16 protein-coding genes are annotated in these 19,058 nt (G+C 63.4%); 7 read left to right on the plus strand and 9 right to left on the minus strand.

Features of this window, described 5'->3' with window-relative positions; translation table 11 throughout:
• The first annotated feature begins 2 nt into the window (after window positions 1-2).
• The 4 genes from NH14_RS20780 to NH14_RS20795 all read left to right on the plus strand — a co-directional run bounded on the left by NH14_RS20780 (window position 3) and on the right by NH14_RS20795 (window position 3,845).
• On the plus strand, window positions 3-938 hold the full coding sequence (locus NH14_RS20780; RefSeq protein ID WP_052148204.1) for a LysR family transcriptional regulator: 936 nt from the start codon (window positions 3-5) through the stop codon (window positions 936-938).
• Between the two features lie 99 nt (window positions 939-1,037).
• Window positions 1,038-1,808, plus strand: a complete 771-nt coding sequence (locus NH14_RS20785) for a DUF3047 domain-containing protein (protein ID WP_035529479.1) — start codon at window positions 1,038-1,040, stop codon at window positions 1,806-1,808.
• Between the two features lie 448 nt (window positions 1,809-2,256).
• Window positions 2,257-3,318, plus strand: coding sequence for a DMT family transporter (locus NH14_RS20790; RefSeq protein WP_035529477.1), 1,062 nt, complete (start codon window positions 2,257-2,259; stop codon window positions 3,316-3,318).
• 137 nt (window positions 3,319-3,455) lie between these two features.
• A complete protein-coding gene (locus tag NH14_RS20795) occupies window positions 3,456-3,845 on the plus strand; it encodes an SRPBCC family protein (RefSeq protein ID WP_035529474.1) in 390 nt (129 codons plus the stop codon).
• A gap of 59 nt (window positions 3,846-3,904) precedes the next feature.
• On the opposite strand, the gene NH14_RS20800 is transcribed toward NH14_RS20795, so the two are convergent.
• The 4 genes from NH14_RS20800 to NH14_RS20815 all read right to left on the minus strand — a co-directional run bounded on the left by NH14_RS20800 (window position 3,905) and on the right by NH14_RS20815 (window position 8,046).
• The gene (locus NH14_RS20800) at window positions 3,905-4,126 is read right to left on the minus strand and encodes a DUF3079 domain-containing protein (protein WP_035529470.1); all 222 of its coding nucleotides are present in this window, start codon (window positions 4,124-4,126) and stop codon (window positions 3,905-3,907) included.
• A gap of 227 nt (window positions 4,127-4,353) precedes the next feature.
• The gene (locus NH14_RS20805; RefSeq protein WP_035529467.1) at window positions 4,354-5,808 is read right to left on the minus strand and encodes an MFS transporter; all 1,455 of its coding nucleotides are present in this window, start codon (window positions 5,806-5,808) and stop codon (window positions 4,354-4,356) included.
• A 127-nt stretch (window positions 5,809-5,935) separates the two neighbouring features.
• The gene (locus NH14_RS20810) at window positions 5,936-7,090 is read right to left on the minus strand and encodes a CaiB/BaiF CoA transferase family protein (protein ID WP_035529465.1); all 1,155 of its coding nucleotides are present in this window, start codon (window positions 7,088-7,090) and stop codon (window positions 5,936-5,938) included.
• Between the two features lie 20 nt (window positions 7,091-7,110).
• Complete coding sequence (locus NH14_RS20815) at window positions 7,111-8,046, minus strand: hydroxymethylglutaryl-CoA lyase (protein WP_035529462.1); 936 nt, start codon at window positions 8,044-8,046, stop codon at window positions 7,111-7,113.
• Window positions 8,047-8,210: 164 nt separating this feature from the next.
• Here NH14_RS20815 and NH14_RS20820 point away from each other — a divergent pair, with 164 nt between their 5' ends.
• A complete protein-coding gene (locus tag NH14_RS20820) occupies window positions 8,211-9,131 on the plus strand; it encodes a LysR family transcriptional regulator (protein WP_035529458.1) in 921 nt (306 codons plus the stop codon).
• A 71-nt stretch (window positions 9,132-9,202) separates the two neighbouring features.
• Complete coding sequence (gene gcvA, locus NH14_RS20825) at window positions 9,203-10,090, plus strand: transcriptional regulator GcvA (protein WP_035529455.1); 888 nt, start codon at window positions 9,203-9,205, stop codon at window positions 10,088-10,090.
• Window positions 10,091-10,148: 58 nt separating this feature from the next.
• Here gcvA and NH14_RS20830 read toward each other — a convergent pair whose 3' ends face one another.
• From NH14_RS20830 to NH14_RS20850, 5 genes are all read right to left on the minus strand, one after another.
• The gene (locus NH14_RS20830) at window positions 10,149-10,589 is read right to left on the minus strand and encodes a hypothetical protein (RefSeq protein WP_035529452.1); all 441 of its coding nucleotides are present in this window, start codon (window positions 10,587-10,589) and stop codon (window positions 10,149-10,151) included.
• Between the two features lie 41 nt (window positions 10,590-10,630).
• A complete protein-coding gene (locus NH14_RS20835; RefSeq protein ID WP_035529449.1) occupies window positions 10,631-12,457 on the minus strand; it encodes a S10 family serine carboxypeptidase-like protein in 1,827 nt (608 codons plus the stop codon).
• Window positions 12,458-12,935: 478 nt separating this feature from the next.
• On the minus strand, window positions 12,936-14,333 hold the full coding sequence (locus tag NH14_RS20840) for an MFS transporter (RefSeq protein ID WP_035529446.1): 1,398 nt from the start codon (window positions 14,331-14,333) through the stop codon (window positions 12,936-12,938).
• Window positions 14,334-14,567: 234 nt separating this feature from the next.
• A complete protein-coding gene (locus NH14_RS20845; protein ID WP_035529443.1) occupies window positions 14,568-14,867 on the minus strand; it encodes a hypothetical protein in 300 nt (99 codons plus the stop codon).
• Between the two features lie 169 nt (window positions 14,868-15,036).
• Window positions 15,037-16,074, minus strand: coding sequence for a helix-turn-helix domain-containing protein (locus NH14_RS20850; protein ID WP_035529440.1), 1,038 nt, complete (start codon window positions 16,072-16,074; stop codon window positions 15,037-15,039).
• Window positions 16,075-16,651: 577 nt separating this feature from the next.
• Between NH14_RS20850 and NH14_RS20855 the strand changes: the two genes are divergently transcribed.
• The gene (locus NH14_RS20855) at window positions 16,652-18,895 is read left to right on the plus strand and encodes an NADP-dependent isocitrate dehydrogenase (protein ID WP_035529437.1); all 2,244 of its coding nucleotides are present in this window, start codon (window positions 16,652-16,654) and stop codon (window positions 18,893-18,895) included.
• Window positions 18,896-19,058 lie beyond the last annotated feature (163 nt).

Genomic DNA, 19,058 nt, shown 5'->3' on the forward strand with positions numbered 1-19,058 from the left:
ATATGGCTATCGACCGGCTTCCCGATGTGAAAATCGCGCAGTTGCGCCATTTCGTGGCTGTTATCGAGCATGGCGGCTTCAAGGCCGCCGCGAAGGCCGTGTTCCGCAGCCAGCCGGCGCTATCGCTGTCGATCAAGGAGCTCGAGGCAGCGCTGGGCGCGGCGCTGTTCGAGAAAGGCAGCCACGCGTCGCCTACCCCGTTTGGCACGATGCTCTATGGCGAAGCGCGCAAGCTCGTCGAACACTACGAGCGCGCCATCGCGTCGGCGATCGACGTCGCTCAGGTGCGTGGCGGTCGCGTTCGTGTGGCTGCGGTGCCGTCGATCGCGCACGAGATACTGCCGCGCGCGATCAGCCGGTTCTCGCCCCGCCATCCGGGCATCCATCTGCATGTGGAAGACGGCACGGCCGCCTATATTCATGACCGGGTGCGCTCGGGAGCGATCGACTTCGGTATCGCCAGCGAGCCGACGGCCGACGCCGAACTCAGCTTCACGCCACTGCTCGCCGACGTGATGTGCGTGGTCGTGAACGCGGGCCACGCGCTCTTCAGGCAGCGCCGCGTCGACTGGAAGGATTTGTCGGGCTACCGGCTAATCGGCAACGGCACGCTGCGCGCGTTGCCCGAGCCGGTGCGACGCACCGCGGGCGGGCAAGACGACATCTTCATCGCCAATACGACAACGCTGCTTTCGGCCGTCGAAGGTGGCGTGGGGCTCACCGTGCTGCCCTATCTCGCACAACAGCGCCATCGCGAGACACTGCGCTTCATTCCGCTCGACGCTCCGCGCATCGAGCGCGCGGTGGGCTTCGTCGAACTGACCGGACGTTCGCTGAGCCCGGCCGCGCATGCATTGCGCGAAAGCATTTGCGAGGCGCTCGACGAAGTGTCGCTGCCCCCGACGCATGTGCGGCGGCCCTCTGCAAACCAAGGCTAGCTGTGCGAGCCGACGCGCCTGCGCCCGCATCAGGGCTCAGGCTGTGATCGGCTGCACCCACTACAATGAATGCTTGCCAGCAGAAAACTGGGACCAGTCATGCACAGCATCTCGATCGCGCGAACGGGGAACCGGGCAGCCAGGCCAATCCGGATCGCTGCGTGCGCCGCGCTTCTGCTCTCGCCACTCGCCCTGATTGCCCAGGACGAAAAGCCAGGTATTGCCTTTTCGGCGATCGAGCCGGGCGGACCGTTGCCGGCGGGGTGGAAGAACCTGCCGGTCGTGCGCGGCAAGCCGATCACACAATACACACTGGTTCAGGAAGGCAACACAACGGTCCTTCAGGCAGATGCGAACCGGTCCGCTTCCGCCCTGATGCATGCAGGCAATATCGATCTGACGCAAACACCCGTGGTGGCATGGCGCTGGAAAGCAGACAAGCCGATCGAGGGCGCCGACAATCGCGTCGCAGCGAAGGAAGACGCGCCCGCGCGACTGGTGTTCACATTTGATGGTGACACCAGCAAGCTGTCGATTTTCGATCGGACGAGCATGGCAGTGGCAAAGCACCTGGGTGGCCAGGACCTGCCCTACGCGACGCTCATGTACATCTGGTCGACCACGGCTACGCCTGGCAGCGTCATTGCCAATCCCCATACCAAGCGTGTTCAGATGATCGTCGTCTCCGGTCAGCCCGGCGATGCAGCCCAGTGGCAAACCCTGCGTCGCAACATCGTGCAGGACTACAAGAAAGTCTTTCATGAACCGCCGGGCCGGATCAGTGGCTACGGCCTGCTGACCGATACCGACAATACCGGTACTGCAACACGGGCGTGGTATGGAGACATCCAGTTCCTGCCTGGGCCATAACACGCTTAAGCCTTGATCGGCCAGCCAGCTCGCCTGCACCTCCCGCGCGAGTGGCGGGTGTGCCCCGGGTGCGGAAAAATAGCGTCGATCTGCACGATTCGATTCGGCAAGCTATGCGGCGCGCTTGCCCAGCATGGCCAGATACTGCTTCACCGCCCCCCATTCCGGATGGGCAAAACCGGAACGTCTGACATTGCAGATTCGCTTCGAGTTCCCTACGAATGCCATACGCGATGCTCACGCGCGTAACGTCAACGCCGATAAAACAGGATTGCGCGTACTCCACGTCACATGCATCGGCGATAATCGAATGCGCCCTCTTTCTCTACGACGCAGTCGCACAACCGCACCGACGGCTCCATCGTCACCCGCCATCCCCCTCGGAACGTAACCGACGACGCAGGCCGCCACGGCATCGAGCAACACTCGTACTACACTCAAAACCATCATGAAATCGCATCTGCACGCCATTGCCACGGCACTGCTGGCCGCCGCGCTGTTCGGCGTGGCCACGCCGCTCGCCAAGGCGCTGCTCGGCACATTGCCGCCCTTCATGGTCGCGGGACTTTTCTATCTGGGCAGCGGCGCGGGGCTCGCGCTCGTCATGCTCGTGCGGCGGCTCGGCCGGCGCGCGGGCGAGCCGCCCGCGCACGCCCCGCTGCGTCTGGCCGAAGCGCCCTGGCTCGCGGGCGCGATCCTCGCGGGCGGCGTGGCCGGCCCGGCGCTGCTGATGCTCGGGCTGGTCACCACGCCCGCCGCCACCAGTTCGCTGCTGCTCAATCTCGAAGGCGTGCTCACGGCGCTCATCGCATGGATTTGCTTTCGCGAGAACTTCGACGCGCAGATCGCGCTAGGGATGGTGGCCATCGTCGCGGGCGGCGTGCTGCTCTCGTGGAACGGACCGCACGCGGGGCTCGCGCCGGGTGCGCTGTTCGTGGCCGGAGCATGCCTGTGCTGGGCCATCGACAATAACCTCACGCGCAAGGTCTCCGCCAACGATGCTATGACCATCGCCTGCCTCAAGGGCCTCGTGGCCGGCCCCGTGAATCTGGCCGTCGCGTTCTGGCTGGGTGCGCACTGGCCCGACGGCGCGAGCCTGGCAGGCACGCTGGCCGTGGGCTTCGCGGGCTACGGCGTGAGCCTCGTGCTGTTCGTGATCGCCCTGCGCAATCTGGGCACGGCGCGCACGGGCGCGTATTTTTCGGTGGCGCCGCTGTTCGGCGTCGCGCTTTCGCTGCTGCTCTGGCCGCAGCGTCCGGCGCCCACGTTCTGGGCCGCCCTTGGGCTCATGGCGTTTGGCGTCTGGCTGCACGTGCGCGAGCGCCACGAGCATTCGCACACGCACGAAGCGCTCGACCATACGCACAGGCACCGCCACGACGCGCATCATCAGCACGAGCACGACTTCGACTGGGATGGCACCGAGCCGCACACGCATGCGCATCACCATGTGCCGCTCACGCACACGCATGCGCATTACCCGGATGTGCATCACCGGCATTCGCATTGACGGCATTGACGGCATTGACGAGATTCACCATACAGAGAGCAGCACAGCAATTTTCCCCAGGCGCATGAACGAGCGGATGAGCACAATCGCCTGATGATCGACGCCTGCATGCGGGCATGGATGAAGGAGACAATGCGATGGTTTCTCTCTACCGTGAAGTTCCCCTCGAAACCGATGCGGCCCACGCATGGGAAACGCTGCGCGATTCGCGCAATCTCGCGCGGGTGTTCGCGGGGGTGCTAACCGACGTGCAAGTGGAAGGCGACCTGCGCACCGTGACGTTTGCTAACGGCAGCGTGATAGAAGAACGCATCGTGGCCGTGGATGACGCGCGCATGCGCGTGGCCTATGCAGTGCGAGGGCCGAACTTCGAGCAGCACGCCGCTTCGATGCAAATCGTGGCCGAATCGGCCGGACACTGCCGCCTCGTGTGGATCAGCGATTTCCTGCCGGACGACCGGCGCGCCATGGTCGAACCGCTGATGGACGCGGGCTGCGCCGCAGCCGCGCGGAATTTGGCGCGATAAAGGCAGCGCCCAAATAAAAACGCGAGCGCCAATGCGCTCGCGTTTCGGTGTGTTTGGCGTCAGTGCTGGGCGCTCGTGCTCGTGGTAGCCGAGGCGTCTTCGTCAGAGGCTTCGAAGCCCCAGTCGCCGTAATCGAGCCAGTCTTCGCCAAGCAATTCGATGGGGTGCTGGGTGCGCGACGAACCGTTTCCGCAACTAAGCGAACTAGCGGGGCAATAGCGGTCGCAACCCCAGCAGATGCGTTCAGGATGCTTCGGATGCAGCGGAATTTTCTTGGCCATGGTGGTGCGTGATACGCAAATTTATCGGCAACGGAATTAATTCTAGGACGCGCGTCCGTACGATCCAGAGACGCATTGCCGCATTCCCTCCCCATGCCGACCCGATCTGCAAAACATCTGAGTCACCGTGTGCAAATAAAATCCCGCTTCGCCGCCCAATTCGCTGGTGTGGCGGCGGATTGGCGGTTAGTTGCACTTTAAAGGCGCACACTACAAACCCATCCCCATCAATTCGACAACTCATCCAGCGAAACGCCATTGGTGCGCGGGCCGAAAGCGCCAATCGAAACCATCACCACGACCATGCAAATCGTGATGCCGGCAAACACGCCATGCACGCCGAAGTCGCGCAGCAGCGCGGCAACAATGAAGCCCGACATCATCGCGCCCACCCGGCTCGCCGAATACACCACGCCGTTCGCGCGGCAGCGCACCCAGGTGGGGAAAAGCTCCGCCTGGTAAGCGTGATAGCAGACCGAGATCATCTGCCCGGCGAGGCTGACCATGATGCCGAGGGCGATCAGCGCAGCGGTGCTGCGCGCCTGCGCAAACCCCAGCCCGAAGACCACCACCGCCAGCGCCGATCCGACGATGAGCCATTTGCGCTCGATGCGGTCGGCCACCGGCATGGCGAGCAGCGGGCCGCACGGCAACGCGGTGGCGATCACGAACGCGTAGAGCAGGCTCTTCGTGACGGTCACGCCCTGCCCGATCAACAGCGTCGGCACCCAGTTCGCAAACCCGTAATAGCCGACGGCCTGACACAGATTGAACGCGATCAGCATGCAAAGCCGCGCACGGTACGGCGGCCGCCAGAGTTCGGCGAGCGACGCGCGCCGGTGCGCGGGCAGCGCGGGCATGGCAGCGGGCGCCGGCAACTCGCGCCCGCTCTCGCGCAATGCGGCATGCTCCAGTCCTGCGATGATCCGCTCGGCGTCCTCCGTGCGCCCGTGGGTGGCGAGCCAGCGCGGGCTCTCCGGCACCACGCGGCGCACGAACCACACCAGCACGGCGCCCAGTGCGCCTGCCAGCACGACCCAGCGCCAGCCGTCGATGCCGAACGGCGCGATAGGCACGAGCCACCACGAGAGCAAGGCCGAAGCCGGCGCGGCCGCGAACATGACCGCCTGGTTGAACGCCATGGCGCGCCCGCGCATCTGCTGCGGCACCATCTCCGTGACGTAGCTGTCGATCGTGACAATCTCTATGCCCACGCCGATTCCCGTTATGAAGCGCCACAGGATCAGCCCCTCGGACGAATGCTGCACCGCCATCACCACCGAGCCGAGCGAATACCACAGCAGCGAGAACGTGAATACGCTTCGTCGTCCAAATTTATCGGGCAGCCAACCGAAAAACAGCGTACCCACGAATAACCCGCCAAAGGTCGCGGCGACGAATGCGCCAATGCCGTTGAAGCCGAAGAAGCTCGCCGTGGTGGTGTGCAGCAGGCCGCTCTTCGCCAAACCCGGCGCGATGTAGCCCGTGAAAATGAGGTCGTAGACCTCGAAGAAGCCGCCCAGCGAGATGAGCAGGACGAGCTTCCAAAGCTGCCGCGTAACGGGCAGCCGGTCGAGGCGCGCCGATAATGCCTGTGCCGCCGTGTTTCCGGCAGCCAGCCCGCGAGCGGCCAGGTCCAGCGCCTCGCTGGACGCCTCGTCCGTGGTGAGGGTGCGTTGCATGTCTGTCTCCATGTCTGCCGTGCGTGCGACATCGCTCAGGCGATTGCCGCCGCAGGAACTTCGTTATGCATGCTTGCGCGAGCCGCTGCGGCCCGCGATATGTCGCGGCGAACCGGCGCCGCTATGGCTATGGCTTCGCTGCAATGCCGCCCAGCCGTGCGAGCACTTCCGCCGTGTGCTCGCCCACCTTCGCGAGCGGCTGGCGCACGCCCGGGCGGCGGCCATCCATCAGGAGCGGAAGGAGCACGACCTCGGTGGTCTCGCCGTCGTCGGTCTGCATTGGCGCGAGCCCGCCGCTTTCCCGCAGATGCGGATCGTCGAATAGCTGGTCGGGGCGCACGATCGGCGCATAGGGAATGCCTGCCGCTTCGAGACGCGGCGTCAATTCGTTCGCGCGCACGCTCTTGAGCATTTCGCCGAGCCGCGCGAGCAATTCGGGCCGCACGGCCACGCGCGAAGCATTGGTGGCGTACTGCGGTTCATCTGCAAGATTCGGACAACCAATGACCTCGCACAGCGTCACGAACTGCTTGTCGCTCACCGCGCCGATAAAAAGCTGCTCGCCCTCGGCAAGCGTGAACACGTCGTAGACGCTCCACGCCGAGACGCGCGAAGGCATGGGCGGCGGCGCTTCATGCGTCATCGCGTACTGCTGCATGTGCTGGGCGCTCAGAAACACGCAATTTTCGAAGAGCGCGCTTTGCACTTCCTGGCCGCGCCCGGTGGCGTCTCGCTCGCGCAGCGCCGCCAGCACGCCTATCGCACCGAACATCCCGCCCATGATGTCGTTCACCGAGGTGCCCGCGCGCAGCGGCCTGCCCGCCGGCCCCGTCATATACGACAGCCCGCCCATCATCTGCACGACTTCGTCGAGCGCGAGGCGGTTCTCGTAGGGACCTGGAAGAAAGCCCTTGTGCGATACGTAGATGAGGCGCTCAAAGCGCTGCGAAAGCGTGGCATAGTCGAGCCCGAGCTTGTTCATCAGGCCGGGCCGGAAGTTCTCGAGCATCACGTCGCTCTGCCCGATCAACTCGATCGCGGCGGCGCGGCCCTCCTCCGTGTTGATGTCGAGCACGACGCTTTTTTTATTGCGGTTGAACGAGCGGAAAAAGCCGATGCCGAGCCCCGGCAGATTGCGCGTCTTGTCGCCGCCGGGCGGCTCGATCTTGATGACCTCCGCGCCGAGATCGGCGAGGATCATGCCGCACGTCGGCCCCATGACCATGTGCGTGAATTCGACGACGCGCACGCCGTCGAGCGGAAGCCGTTTTACTGTGTTCACAGTTACCTCAGGATGACGAATTAGTTTGCGCAGGCAGCGCTAAAAGTCTTCGGCAAGCCCGCTCGCCAAAGGGCGCCATGCAGCGTCTCGTGTTCGAGCCACTGCGCCACTTGTGCGCGCAAGGCGAGCAGCGCGTCGATATCGATACCGGTCTGGACGCCCATCGCGGCCAGCATGAACGCGAGATCCTCGCTCGCCGCATTGCCGCTCGCGCCCGGTGCGTGCGGGCAGCCGCCAATACCGGCCAGCGAGGCGTCGAAGCGCGTAACGCCCGCTTCCAGTGCGGCAACTACGTTGGCGAGCGCGAGGCCGCGCGTATCGTGAAAGTGCGCGCACCAGAGCCGCTCGCCCGCGATGGCGCGTGCGGCTCCGAACAACTCGCGCACGGCGGCGGGATTCGCGTAGCCCACCGTATCGGCGAGGCTCACGCGGTCGGCACCCGCATCGAGCAGCGCCTGCATGTAGCGCAACACGTCCCGCGCTTGCACCTGCCCCTGCAACGTACAGCCGAACGCCGTGCCGATGCCGCCTTCGATCAGCGTCTTCGCACCGGCCGCGTCGCGCGCGGCGCGCATGCGCGCGACTTCGGCCACCACTTCGTCGGGTGTCTTGCGCAGATTCGCGAGGCTGTGCGCCTCGCTCGCGGAGAGCGGCACGAGCATGAGATCGGCTCCCGCCTCGATGGCGCGTGCGGCGCCCTTGAGATTGGGCACCAGCACCGAAACGAACAGGCCCGGCAGCCGCCGCGCGAAGTCGACGAGTTCGGGCGTATCGGCCAGTTGCGGCAGCAAGCGCGCGGGCACGAACGAGCCCACCTCGATCTCGCGCACGCCGGCCTCGTGCGCCGCGCGCAGCCACTCCCATTTGCGCTCGGTGGGCAACACGCTCTGGATGCTTTGCAGGCCGTCGCGCAAGCCGACTTCACGAATAACGGCGCGCTCGGGGAATGAGGGCATGAAGTGTCTCCATCAGCATTTGGGGGCGTTTCCCGGCTCATTTCCAGCTATGTGGAGAACCGGTGCTGTGCTAACTTTAGTCATTCCCTGAGATACATAAAGCGGTATTTTGGAACCGCAGACATTCCGAACTGGAAACGTCGTGGAGAGAGACGGAGCAGCGTATGCACGACATCGATATCAAGACCTTGCGGTTGCTGGTTGCCGTATGCGAGCACGGCAACATGGGCCGCGCGGCGCGCGACGAGCACATCGAGCCTTCTGCGATCAGCAAACGCATCGCGCAACTGGAAGCAAGCCTCGGGGTGCCGCTTCTCACGCGCTCGCGGCGCGGCGTGCAGCCCACGCCTGCGGGCGTCGCGCTCCTCGAGCACGCGCGCAGCGTGATCTTCACGCTCGAACGCGCGCTCGGCGACATCGCGGCGTTCGGCAGCGGCCTGCGCGGCAGCGTGAGCGTGTGCGCGTCCGCCTCGGCGATTGCCGAGGCACTGCTCGATGACCTCGCCTCGTTCATGCGCATGCCGGCGCACCAGAACATTCGCGTAAACGTGGATGAGCGCACCTCCAGCGAACTGGTGCAGCGTGTGCGCGACGGCGTGGCGGCAGTGGGTGTCTGCTGGGACAACGTGGAACTGGCCGGCCTCGCGTCGCGGCCGTGGCGCGAAGACCGGCTCGCGCTCGCGGTGCATCCCGACCATGCGCTCGCGCGCCGCAAGTCCGTTGCGTTCGCCGATACGCTCGACTTCGAGCACGTGGGCCTGCCGCCCTCCACGGCGGTGCACACGCTGTTGCAGCGCTCGGCGGCGCGCAGCGGGCGCACCATCGACTATCGCGCGACGGTGTCGAATTTCGACGCGGCGTTCCGGGTGGTGGCGGCGAATCTGGGCATTAGCGTCGTACCGCAAGAAGTCGGCCAGACCTACACGCGCATCATGAACGTGCGCATGATCGCGCTCTCCGACGCCTGGGCGCGCCGGCGCTTTATCGTCTGCTTTCGCGAGTTCGATGCGTTGCAGCCCGCCGCGCAGCGCATGGTCGAACATCTCGTGATGCGGGCGGAATCCGCTCAGAAGGCGCCGGAGTGAAAAGCGCGGGCTTCGTGAATGCCGCGCGTCGTTTACACTTGCGCCATTAACGGCCCCACGATGATCTTTCAATGAGGCATCTTCCGCCCCTGAACGCGCTGCAAATCTTCGAAACGGTCGCCCGCTACGGCAGCTTCACGCGCGCGGCGGAACACCTGTGCGTCACCCAAGGCGCGGTGAGCCGGCAGATTCTCGCGCTAGAAGAATATTACCGGCTGCCGCTTTTCCGCCGCTCTCCCAAGGGGCTCGTGCTCACGCCCGAGGGCGAACAGCTGCTGCCCGCCGTGCGCGATGGCTTTGCGCGCATCGAAGAAGCCTCGATGCGGCTCACGCGCCAGCGCACCGAACTGGCGTTGAAAGTGCCCACCTGCGTGATGCGCTGGATGCTGCCGCGCATTATGCGTTTTCAGGCCGAGCATCCCGATCTTCAGGTGCAGATCACGACGACCTGGCAACACGAAGCAGACTTTCAGGCCGAGCCGTTCGACGCTGCCATCATCTACGCGCAGGCACCCGGCGCGGGCGTTCACGCCGTTGCGCTCTTCGACGAATACCTCACGCCCGTGTGCGCGCCGGAACTGCTGGAGAAGCACCCCATCGCGCATGCCGACGACCTCGCCCATCAAACCCTGCTGCACCCGACGCGCGACCACCGCGACTGGAAGCTATGGCTCGCGCACGCAGGTGCGCAGCACGTGAATGCTCACGTGGGGCCCACATTCGAGTCGCTCGACCTCGCCAGCAGCGCCGCAATGCAAGGGTTCGGCGTGGCCATTGGCGACCGCACGCTCGCGAGCGAGGACCTCGCTGCAAACAGGCTCGTGATGCCTTTCGAGCTGACCGTGGCGACAGGCTGGCGCTACTACTTCGTCTATCCCGAGTGCGTTGCCCGGCAACAGAAGGTGCAGCGCTTCAGCGAGTGGATCGCGCACGATCGGGAACGCCCCGGCGCAGGTTGATCCGCGCTCGTAACGAGAGAGCCTGATCTACGCGGCTCTCTCGCCAAGGCGCGCGGCATTACTGCCCCTTCTGCTGCTGCAAGTACTGGCGCACGTCGCTCATGGAAATGCGGCCCGTATGCGCCGAATCGATCTGATCGAAGTGCTGCGCGATATAGCCGAGACCGTTGCTTTGCGCCTGCTCCTTCGTGATCGAAGCGCCGTTGCTCAACACCGAATTCGCGCCAAGCCGCGCTTCAACGCGCTTTTGCGCCTCGTTCTGCAACTGCGTTCCGGTGGATGGCGTGACGGGCATCGGGCGGTTCGCGGGGAAAAACGGACCGTCCACGCCATGCCCGCCCTGCGGGAGCTTGACGGGTGCCACTGCCTGGGTGGTCCCGTCGGTTGCCGCCTGCGTCGTTGCCCCGGTAGTGGTCTGGGCAGCCGCCTGCGTGCTTCCCGCCACGACAGCGAGGACGACTAGCGGCGCGAGGCGCCGCAGTTTATCGAATTCAGACATGATCGCTCGCATTCATTAGGTGTACATGATGTCAATGCCGGTTACCGCGTGGCTGCGGCCTGGGCAGTGACCGTCGTGGGCGTGCCCGCGGGGCTCTCGTCGGACCACGGCGCCGGCAGCGTCCAAAGCGAAAGCGCCTGCGCAATCGGCTGCCCGGCGTAGTAGTTCACGAGATCGGCCTTCATCTTCGGGCGTGCCACGTCGTCCAGATAAATCATGTGCCCGCCCTGGAAGAAGTTGACCTGCAGGTCCGGCGTCAGGCCCTTCACCGTTTGCAACCGCGCAAGCTGCTTCTCCGTGTTGAAGAACGGCGTGGCAAGATCGTGATACCCGTTCTCGGCCAGCACCTTCAACTGCGGATTCAACTGGATGGCCGCCAGCAAATCCGGCAGCGTGTCCGGCAACGGCTGACCATCGTGCGAGAAGTCCCAGACGTTGATGATGTTGTCGTTCAGCGGCATATAGGTCGCGTTCGGCGCCCGGTAGCCGAGGTAGCCCGGCAATTGTGTCGAGAGCGCCGTCGTGAACGGCAGCGAGATCAGAATGTCCGAGGGGTCGCCATCGTTCTGCAGGCGCGGATCCGAATTGGGCAGCGATACGCGTCCGTCGTAGCGGCCGATGGTCGTGCCCGGCAGCAACTCGACATTGAAGGGGTTCGCATTGAAGTAGCCCTGCAGTGCCTGCAAAGTCAGGCCCGATGGCCAGCGCCACGAGTCGAGCGTGCGCGCGGGCGGGAACACGGGCGTGCCGAGCGCATCGGGAATGCCAAGCTGGCTCAGCACCCACGATTGCGCGTATTTCCCGAAGTGGTTGTACTGCCCTGTCGCGAATACTTCCGACTGGTACGCAAACAGCCCCTGATCGATCAGCGGCGGCGAGGCCTGATTGAAGTACGCGGCCACCTCGGCATAGCCGGGGTAATAGCCTGCGAGCGTATCGGTGTCGAGCATGAGGCCTTCCGTTGAAGCCGTGATGGCGGTGGCCTCGATCGCATCGGCGAAGTAATTGAGGATCGAAGACTGGAGCACGATGCCCGTGAGCTTCACGCCTGCCGTTTCGAGCGCGAGTGCCAGCATGTCCGTGCGCGGCGTGCCGTACGATTCGCCATAAAGATAAATGGGCGAGCCGCTACGGTTGTTCGCCGCGAGATAGCGCATGATGAAATCGCGCATCACGTTGACGTCGGCATCGCTGCCCCAGAAGTCCTGGTTCTTGTACGGCTGGATCGCCTCCGAAAGCCCCGTTCCCGGGGGATCGATAAAGACCATGTCGGTGGTGTCGATCAGGCTATCCGCGTTGTCCACGAGCGGGAAATTCGGCCAGTTCGTCATCAGCGGATCGGGCGTAGCAACGCGCGTGGGCGCGAACGAGCCCAGGCGCAGCCAGATCGACGACGAACCAGGCCCGCCGTTGTAGATGAACGTGACGGGCCTGGGCGCGCCATTCGCGGCCGGCGCGGTATAGGCGACGTACGACATTGTCGCTTCGGGCGTGCCGTCTGGATTCGAAGCCGTTAAATGGCCCGTTGTCGTCGTATAGTTGATCGGCGTTTTGCCCGCCGTCCACTGGTAATGCATGATGGCCGCTTTCTCCGCGACTTTCTTTAGTGGCAGGGCATCGGCGGCATTGGGCGAATACGCAATCGGGTCGACATAGCGCTGATTGCCGTTTTGCGCCTGCGTGCTGCTATTTGGCGTCTGCTGATTCGCTGCCACCTGGTTCATTGCGCTCGCGCCGGAAACGCCGGTGCTGCTGTCGCCGCCACCGCATCCCGAGAGCATCAGCACACCGGCGACCAACGCGCCGGGCGCGCCCAGCCGCACCAAACTACGCCGGCGGGCATGGTTCAAGCTACTTTCTGGGTTCATTTTTGTGCCTGTGAATGGTGAAGTGCCGCTACACAAAGGCCACTTTCGCCGCAAAGACGCACGGGGAAACGGACCGCACATGCCGGGATCGTTGATACTCGGAATCTGACAATCAGCTTTCTTTATTCCGCCCTTATTAATTCGTCTCCTTGAAACGGTATTTGTTCCGGATGACTAACTAAATAATGCTTAAAAATTCCGGAAATTTATACCGCATGCCTCAAATGCCTGACTGTGAAATATTTAGTAATTAATCTTGGCAGAGGAAAAATAGGAGGTGTTGCAGCACGTTGTCAAGGCGGAGTTTCAAGCCTATGCGCCGTGGATCGGCAGTTGAAATAATTCCCGAAAATCGGCGGATAAATTTCCGGCATTCAGTTATAAATACCGGCCGATATGCGCTTGCATTTGGAGATTGTCGCGGCAGATTCGACGCGCGCGCCGCTTGATGCAGCGGCGCGCGGCATTTCCTGCGTGTTCAGTGGCTGATATCTTCGAGCGAGAGGCCACGCGTATTCGGCCCGAGCAGAATCATCACGATACCCACGAACATCGCTACGCCGATAAAGATCGCCACACCCGGCACACCATAGTGATGCAGCAAGATGCCGATAGCGAGTCCCGCGAACGCCGCCGCAATCCGGCTCCACGAATACACGAAGCCCACCGCGCGAGCGCGCACGCGCGTGGGATAGAGTTCGGCCTGATAGCCGTGGTAGGCATAGGACATCACGTTCGACGCAAGCGTGAAGAGCACCCCCAGCACGATCAGCACCGAAGGCTGCGAGGCCTGCGAAAACAGCGCAATCACGACCGCCATGACGAAGAGGCCGCCGACGATCTGCGTCTTGCGCTCGATCTTGTCGGCAAACCACACGCCAATCAAAGGTCCGAACGGGTTGGCGATGGCGATCACGAACGCATAGGCCAGGCTTTGCGTCACGTGAATGCCACGGTCGATCAGCAGCGTGGGGACCCACGCCGCGAATCCATAAAAGCCGATCACCTGCGCCATGTTGAAGATCGAAAGAATCACGGTGCGGCGCAAATAAGGCGGGCGCAGCACTTCGCCCAGCGAGCCACGGCCGCCCTTTTCGACCTGAATGGCGCCGGGCGGCGGCAGCTCGATCGACTTCTCGGCGGCCACGCGGCGCTCGATGTCGGCAACGATGCGCTCCGCTTCATCCACGCGCCCGTGGCGTGCGAGCCAGCGCGGACTTTCGGGAATGCTGCGACGCAGGAACCACACCACCACCGCGCCCACCGAGCCAATGAGAATCACGACGCGCCAGTAGTCGAGCCCGAGCGGCTGGGTGTCCTTGAGAATGTATGCGAGAAACGCCACCACCGGCACCACGCTGAAGGTGATGAACTGATTGACCGCGTAGGCCCGCCCGCGCTCTGCGCTCGGGATCAGTTCGGAGATGTACGTGTCGATCGTGACCAGTTCGATGCCGATGCCGATGCCGGCGATGAAGCGCCAGATATTGAGCCCGAGGCCGGTGGTCTGAAACGCCATGATGGCCGTGCACCCGATGTACCAGATCAGCGACCAAGTAAAGATAATGCGGCGCCCGAACCGGTCGGCGACCTGGCCGAACACGAGCGCGCCCACCCACAGCCCTGCGAACGTCGAGAACACGAAGGTGCCGAAGCCAGCGACCTTGAGCGGCCCGAGCGCGGAAAAGAAGCCGAGCGACTCTGGCGTGAAGAGGCCTGAATGCACCATGCCCGGCGCGACATAACCGGTGAAAAACAAGTCATAAAACTCGAACACCCCGCCGAGCGAAAGCAGGATCACCATCGACCAGACCGTGCGCGACGGCGGCAGCCGGTCGAATCGGGCGGCGATTTCCGCGGATTTTTCTATCGACATCGGAATACCTCAAGCAATTTTTGTAAGCACGAGGAAAGCGAAAAGCCGGTGACTTGCGTGCACAGCACATGCACGCAGTCTCCCCGGCGCAGATCCTTGCGTCGTCATCATTCTCGTGCCGCGGCGCGCGCTCGCGTAAATACGCGGCACAGCATGCAGCTTATTGGCACCGGAGCATCGAGGCACCTGGTTGAAACCCAAGTTTGAACAGGCGTTTTTTTAGTTTTTTCTAATTCACGCCTCGCCAACCAGTTCGCGCGACAGGCCAGATGCATCGAATTCCCTGACCCTGGCAGCGCCCGCAGCGCACCCGCGCTTTTCGAGCCGCTCGGCCAGCAGCCAGCAAAAAGCATCGAGTTCCTCGCTGCCTTGCGCCGCGACGAACTCTTGCATAACCTCATGCACAGCGGCCTCCAGCGTTTCGGCAGAAAGCATGCTGGCGATATGCGACGCCCCGCGCGCGAGTTCGAGCAACCAGACCGACTCGTAGTGATACCCGCCACCGTGCCGTGGCTTCTTCGGATACTTTTTCATTTTTCCCCCGTCCTGCGCCGATCTCGCTGATCTCGCGGATGCCGGCAACTTTGCAGGTGGCAGCGCGCGGGCGCAACGAATGCGAGAGGCCGATGGCAAAACCTGTCCATACGTCTCAAATACTTGTTGCGGTGTCTCACGCGAAGCCTGCGCGATCCGCGCCAAGGGTTCAACGCAGCAAGGTCATCCAGTAGCGCCAGTCGTCCACCGAAGCGCCTTGCGCATGCATAGCGCTGCCACCGCCGCCACTGAGCGCCAGCATGCGCACCGCGCGTGGAGACAGCCCGATCGAGCGGCGAAACGCACGGGCAAAATTCGCGGCGTTCGAGAAGCCATGCTCCGCAGCAATATCGGCAATCGACACGCCGCTGCGCGCCGGATCGACGAGCAACTCGCGGCAGCGCCGCAAGCGCCGCTCGCGCACGTACGTCGCAAAACCGCCCTCCTTTTCGAACAGCCGATACAGCGTCGCGCGCGACATGCCGAATGCGAACGCCACCTGCTCCGCGCTCAATTGCCGATCGTTCAGGTGCTGCTCCAGATAGCGGCAGATCGAGACGAATACGCTTTGCTGAACGGCCGGCATATGTTCCGGATTCACGCTCGCATTGATTGCGCACGCCGCGAGTTGCAAGGTCGCGGGCAGAACGGCATGGGCATCCGCTTGCGTCATCTGCGGCGCCTGGCGATAGAGTTCGCCCAGATGCTCGCGCAGCAGCGCGACCATGGGCTGCGTGCCGCGCAACACTTGCATGCCATGCTGGTCGGGCGCATCGAGCAACGGAGCGAGCAGGCGGCGCGGCACCGCCAGATTCAAGAATTCGCTGCGCGTGGTCTCGGTCGCGAGCGGCTGGGCCGCATCGACGATGAACATGTCGCCGGGCCGCGTGCATGACTCCGACCCGCCGTCGCGCACACGGCAGCTACCGCCCAGATAAAACTGCAGCACGTACTGGTCGTGGCCGTCGCGCCCGATCTTCGCTTTCGAGCGGTCGTAACGCTGCGCACCGGTGCTGATCGATCCCAGCACCACGTCCGAAAACAGATACGCGTTCACGCTGGTCTGGAAACCGGTGTCGCGCGCCTCGGTGGCCTGCGTGTCGAACACCACATTGATCGCCTCGCGCCACGCAGCGAATTGCTGCGAGCGCTGCAAACCACTGGTATCGAATTGCGAATGAAGCAGCGCGTTTGGCGCGTGGTTCATGAATCACCTCGGGAATCGCCTCGATTGGAAAAGCGACTTCTGAATTGACCGGGACTGCCCGTCGGGGACTGCCCGTCCGGGACTACCCGTCCGGGACTGCCCGTCTGGGACTGCCCGTCGGGCACGATTTCTTCCACTCGACAACCGGGATATCGGTCACATAAAGCCGGTACTTTAGATTTCACGCATGCCCTGGATGACCTCGGCGGGGGCGCAATTCTTCTATAAGACTGGCCGGCTGACCCACTATTTTTGTAAGGGTATTCACCAGATTGACATACCAAACTTAAGTTAACACGAAAATTCACGAGCCGTATCCAGGTGCCCCACCATACCCGCCAAAGCCTTACTCAGCGGGCCTCTGGCGCGACACCGCTTTCGACGCGGGACCGCGCGCGAGGACCAGACGAGCCGGTTTTTGAGCCAAATTATGTGGCGCAACGCATTTCCATAATATGAAATTGATGGATAGTAAGTCCCCAAGTCGTCCCGAATTGAGGCAAAATTCACGTGTTTCGCCGACTGCGCGCAGCCGGTGGTCTTATCACCCCGTTTTTGGACCCCGCCAAGAAAGCCGATGAGTACCCAGCAACCCACCATCATCTACACCCTGACCGACGAAGCCCCGCTGCTTGCCACCAGCGCGTTTTTGCCGATCATCCGTACCTTCGCTGCGCCGGCCGGCGTCAATGTCGAGACTAGCGACATTTCCGTTGCGGGCCGCATCCTCGGGGAATTCCCCGAATTCCTGACCGAAGAGCAACGCGCTCCGGACAATCTGGCCGAACTGGGCCGCCTCACCCAGCTCCCGGACACGAACATCATCAAGCTGCCCAACATCAGCGCGTCGGTTCCCCAGCTCGTTGCCGCGATCAAGGAACTGCAGGGCAAGGGCTTCAAGGTCCCCGACTATCCGGAAGACCCCAAGACCGACGAAGAGAAAGCGATTCAGAAGCGCTACTCGAAGTGCCTCGGCTCGGCGGTGAACCCGGTTCTGCGCGAAGGCAATTCGGACCGCCGCGCGCCGCTGGCCGTGAAGAACTACGCGAAGAAGCACCCGCACAGCATGGGCGAGTGGAGCATGGCTTCGCGCACGCACGTTGCGCACATGAAGCACGGCGACTTCTACCACGGCGAAAAGTCGATCACGAACGATAAGGCGCGCGAAGTGCGCATGGAACTCGTGACGAAGAGCGGCGAAACCATCGTCCTCAAGCCGAAGGTTGCGCTGCAGGCCGGCGAAATCGTCGACAGCATGTTCATGAGCAAGAAGGCGCTGCTCGCGTTCTACGAAGAGCAGATGGAAGACGCGCGCAAGACCGGCGTCATGCTCTCGCTGCACGTGAAGGCCACCATGATGAAGGTCTCGCACCCCATCGTGTTCGGCCACGCCGTGAAGGTGTTCTACAAGGACGCATTCGAGAAGCACGCGAAGCTCTTCGAAGAGCTCGGCATCAACGTGAATAACGGCATGGTCGATCTCTACACGAAGATCGAAGCACTGCCGGAGTCCAAGCGCGAAGAGGTGATTCGCGACCTGCACGCTTGCCACGAGCATCGTCCGTCGCTCGCGATGGTCGACTCTGCCAAGGGCATCTCGAACCTGCACGCGCCGAACGACGTGATCGTCGACGCCTCGATGCCCGCGATGATCCGCGCCGGCGGCAAGATGTGGGGCGCCGACGGCCGTCCCGCCGACACGAAGTGCCTGATTCCGGAAAGCACGTTCGCGCGCATCTACCAGGAAATCATCAACTTCTGCAAGACCAACGGCGCATTCGATCCGCGCACGATGGGCACGGTGCCCAACGTCGGCCTGATGGCGCAGAAGGCTGAAGAGTACGGCTCGCACGACAAGACCTACGAGATCCCGCAAGACGGCACGGCGCGCATCGTCGACAACGCCACGGGCGAAGTGCTGGACGCACTCACGCAGCAAGTCGAGCAAGGCGACATCTGGCGCATGTGCCTCGTGAAGGACGCGCCGATCCGCGACTGGGTCAAGCTCGCCGTCACGCGCGCGCGCAACTCGGGCATGCCGGCCGTGTTCTGGCTCGACCCGTATCGTCCGCACGAAAACGAGCTGATCAAGAAGGTCGAGACGTACCTGAAGGATTACGACACGAACGGCCTCGACATCCAGATCATGTCGCAGGTTCGCGCCATGCGTTACACGCTCGAGCGCGTGATCCGCGGCCTGGACACGATCTCGGTCACGGGCAACATCCTGCGCGACTACCTGACCGACCTGTTCCCGATCATGGAACTTGGCACGAGCGCGAAGATGCTCTCGATCGTTCCGCTGATGGCCGGCGGCGGCATGTACGAAACGGGCGCAGGCGGTTCGGCGCCGAAGCACGTGCAGCAGCTGGTGCAGGAAGACCACCTGCGCTGGGACTCGCTCGGCGAATTCCTCGCGCTGGCTGTGTCGCTCGAAGACCTCGGCATCAAGACGAACAATGCCAAGGCCAAGCTGCTCGCGAAGACGCTCGACGCTGCTACCGGCAAGCTGCTCGACAACAACAAGGGCCCGTCGCCGAAGACCGGCGAACTCGACAATCGCGGCAGCCAGTTCTACCTCGCGATGTTCTGGGCGCAAGAGCTGGCCGCGCAGAAGGAAGACGCGGAACTCGCGGCGCACTTCGCTCCGCTCGCGAAGGCGCTGGCCGAAAACGAGCAGACCATCGTGAGCGAACTTGCCGCGGTGCAGGGCAAGCCGGTCGACATCGGCGGCTACTACAAGCCCGATTTCGCGAAGCTCGCTGAAGTCATGCGCCCGAGCAAGACGTTCAACGCCGCAATCGAAGCCGTGGCGAAGTAAGCCACCGTTCGAAGCGGGAGGCCCTGCCGGGGCCTCGCCCGAAACGAGGCGCCTGTGCCTCGCTCATGAAAATCGCCCTTGCAGCGCGTGTCGCTGCGAGGGCGATTTTGTTTTGGGCGGCCGTGATGCGCCGGGACGTCGATCTGGTTTCCTCCAAGACCAA

Origin of the sequence: Paraburkholderia sacchari (assembly GCF_000785435.2) — a bacterium.
Lineage (GTDB): Bacteria > Pseudomonadota > Gammaproteobacteria > Burkholderiales > Burkholderiaceae > Paraburkholderia > Paraburkholderia sacchari.

Coding starts and splice junctions, on each gene's coding strand:
- NH14_RS20780 (WP_052148204.1), top strand. CDS start 3: ATGGCTATCGACCGGCTTCCCGATGTGAAAATCGCGCAGTTGCGCCAT.
- NH14_RS20785 (WP_035529479.1), top strand. CDS start 1,038: ATGCACAGCATCTCGATCGCGCGAACGGGGAACCGGGCAGCCAGGCCA.
- NH14_RS20790 (WP_035529477.1), top strand. CDS start 2,257: ATGAAATCGCATCTGCACGCCATTGCCACGGCACTGCTGGCCGCCGCG.
- NH14_RS20795 (WP_035529474.1), top strand. CDS start 3,456: ATGGTTTCTCTCTACCGTGAAGTTCCCCTCGAAACCGATGCGGCCCAC.
- NH14_RS20800 (WP_035529470.1), bottom strand. CDS start 4,126: ATGGCCAAGAAAATTCCGCTGCATCCGAAGCATCCTGAACGCATCTGC.
- NH14_RS20805 (WP_035529467.1), bottom strand. CDS start 5,808: ATGCAACGCACCCTCACCACGGACGAGGCGTCCAGCGAGGCGCTGGAC.
- NH14_RS20815 (WP_035529462.1), bottom strand. CDS start 8,046: ATGCCCTCATTCCCCGAGCGCGCCGTTATTCGTGAAGTCGGCTTGCGC.
- NH14_RS20820 (WP_035529458.1), top strand. CDS start 8,211: ATGCACGACATCGATATCAAGACCTTGCGGTTGCTGGTTGCCGTATGC.
- gcvA (WP_035529455.1), top strand. CDS start 9,203: ATGAGGCATCTTCCGCCCCTGAACGCGCTGCAAATCTTCGAAACGGTC.
- NH14_RS20830 (WP_035529452.1), bottom strand. CDS start 10,589: ATGTCTGAATTCGATAAACTGCGGCGCCTCGCGCCGCTAGTCGTCCTC.
- NH14_RS20835 (WP_035529449.1), bottom strand. CDS start 12,457: ATGAACCCAGAAAGTAGCTTGAACCATGCCCGCCGGCGTAGTTTGGTG.
- NH14_RS20840 (WP_035529446.1), bottom strand. CDS start 14,333: ATGTCGATAGAAAAATCCGCGGAAATCGCCGCCCGATTCGACCGGCTG.
- NH14_RS20845 (WP_035529443.1), bottom strand. CDS start 14,867: ATGAAAAAGTATCCGAAGAAGCCACGGCACGGTGGCGGGTATCACTAC.
- NH14_RS20850 (WP_035529440.1), bottom strand. CDS start 16,074: ATGAACCACGCGCCAAACGCGCTGCTTCATTCGCAATTCGATACCAGT.
- NH14_RS20855 (WP_035529437.1), top strand. CDS start 16,652: ATGAGTACCCAGCAACCCACCATCATCTACACCCTGACCGACGAAGCC.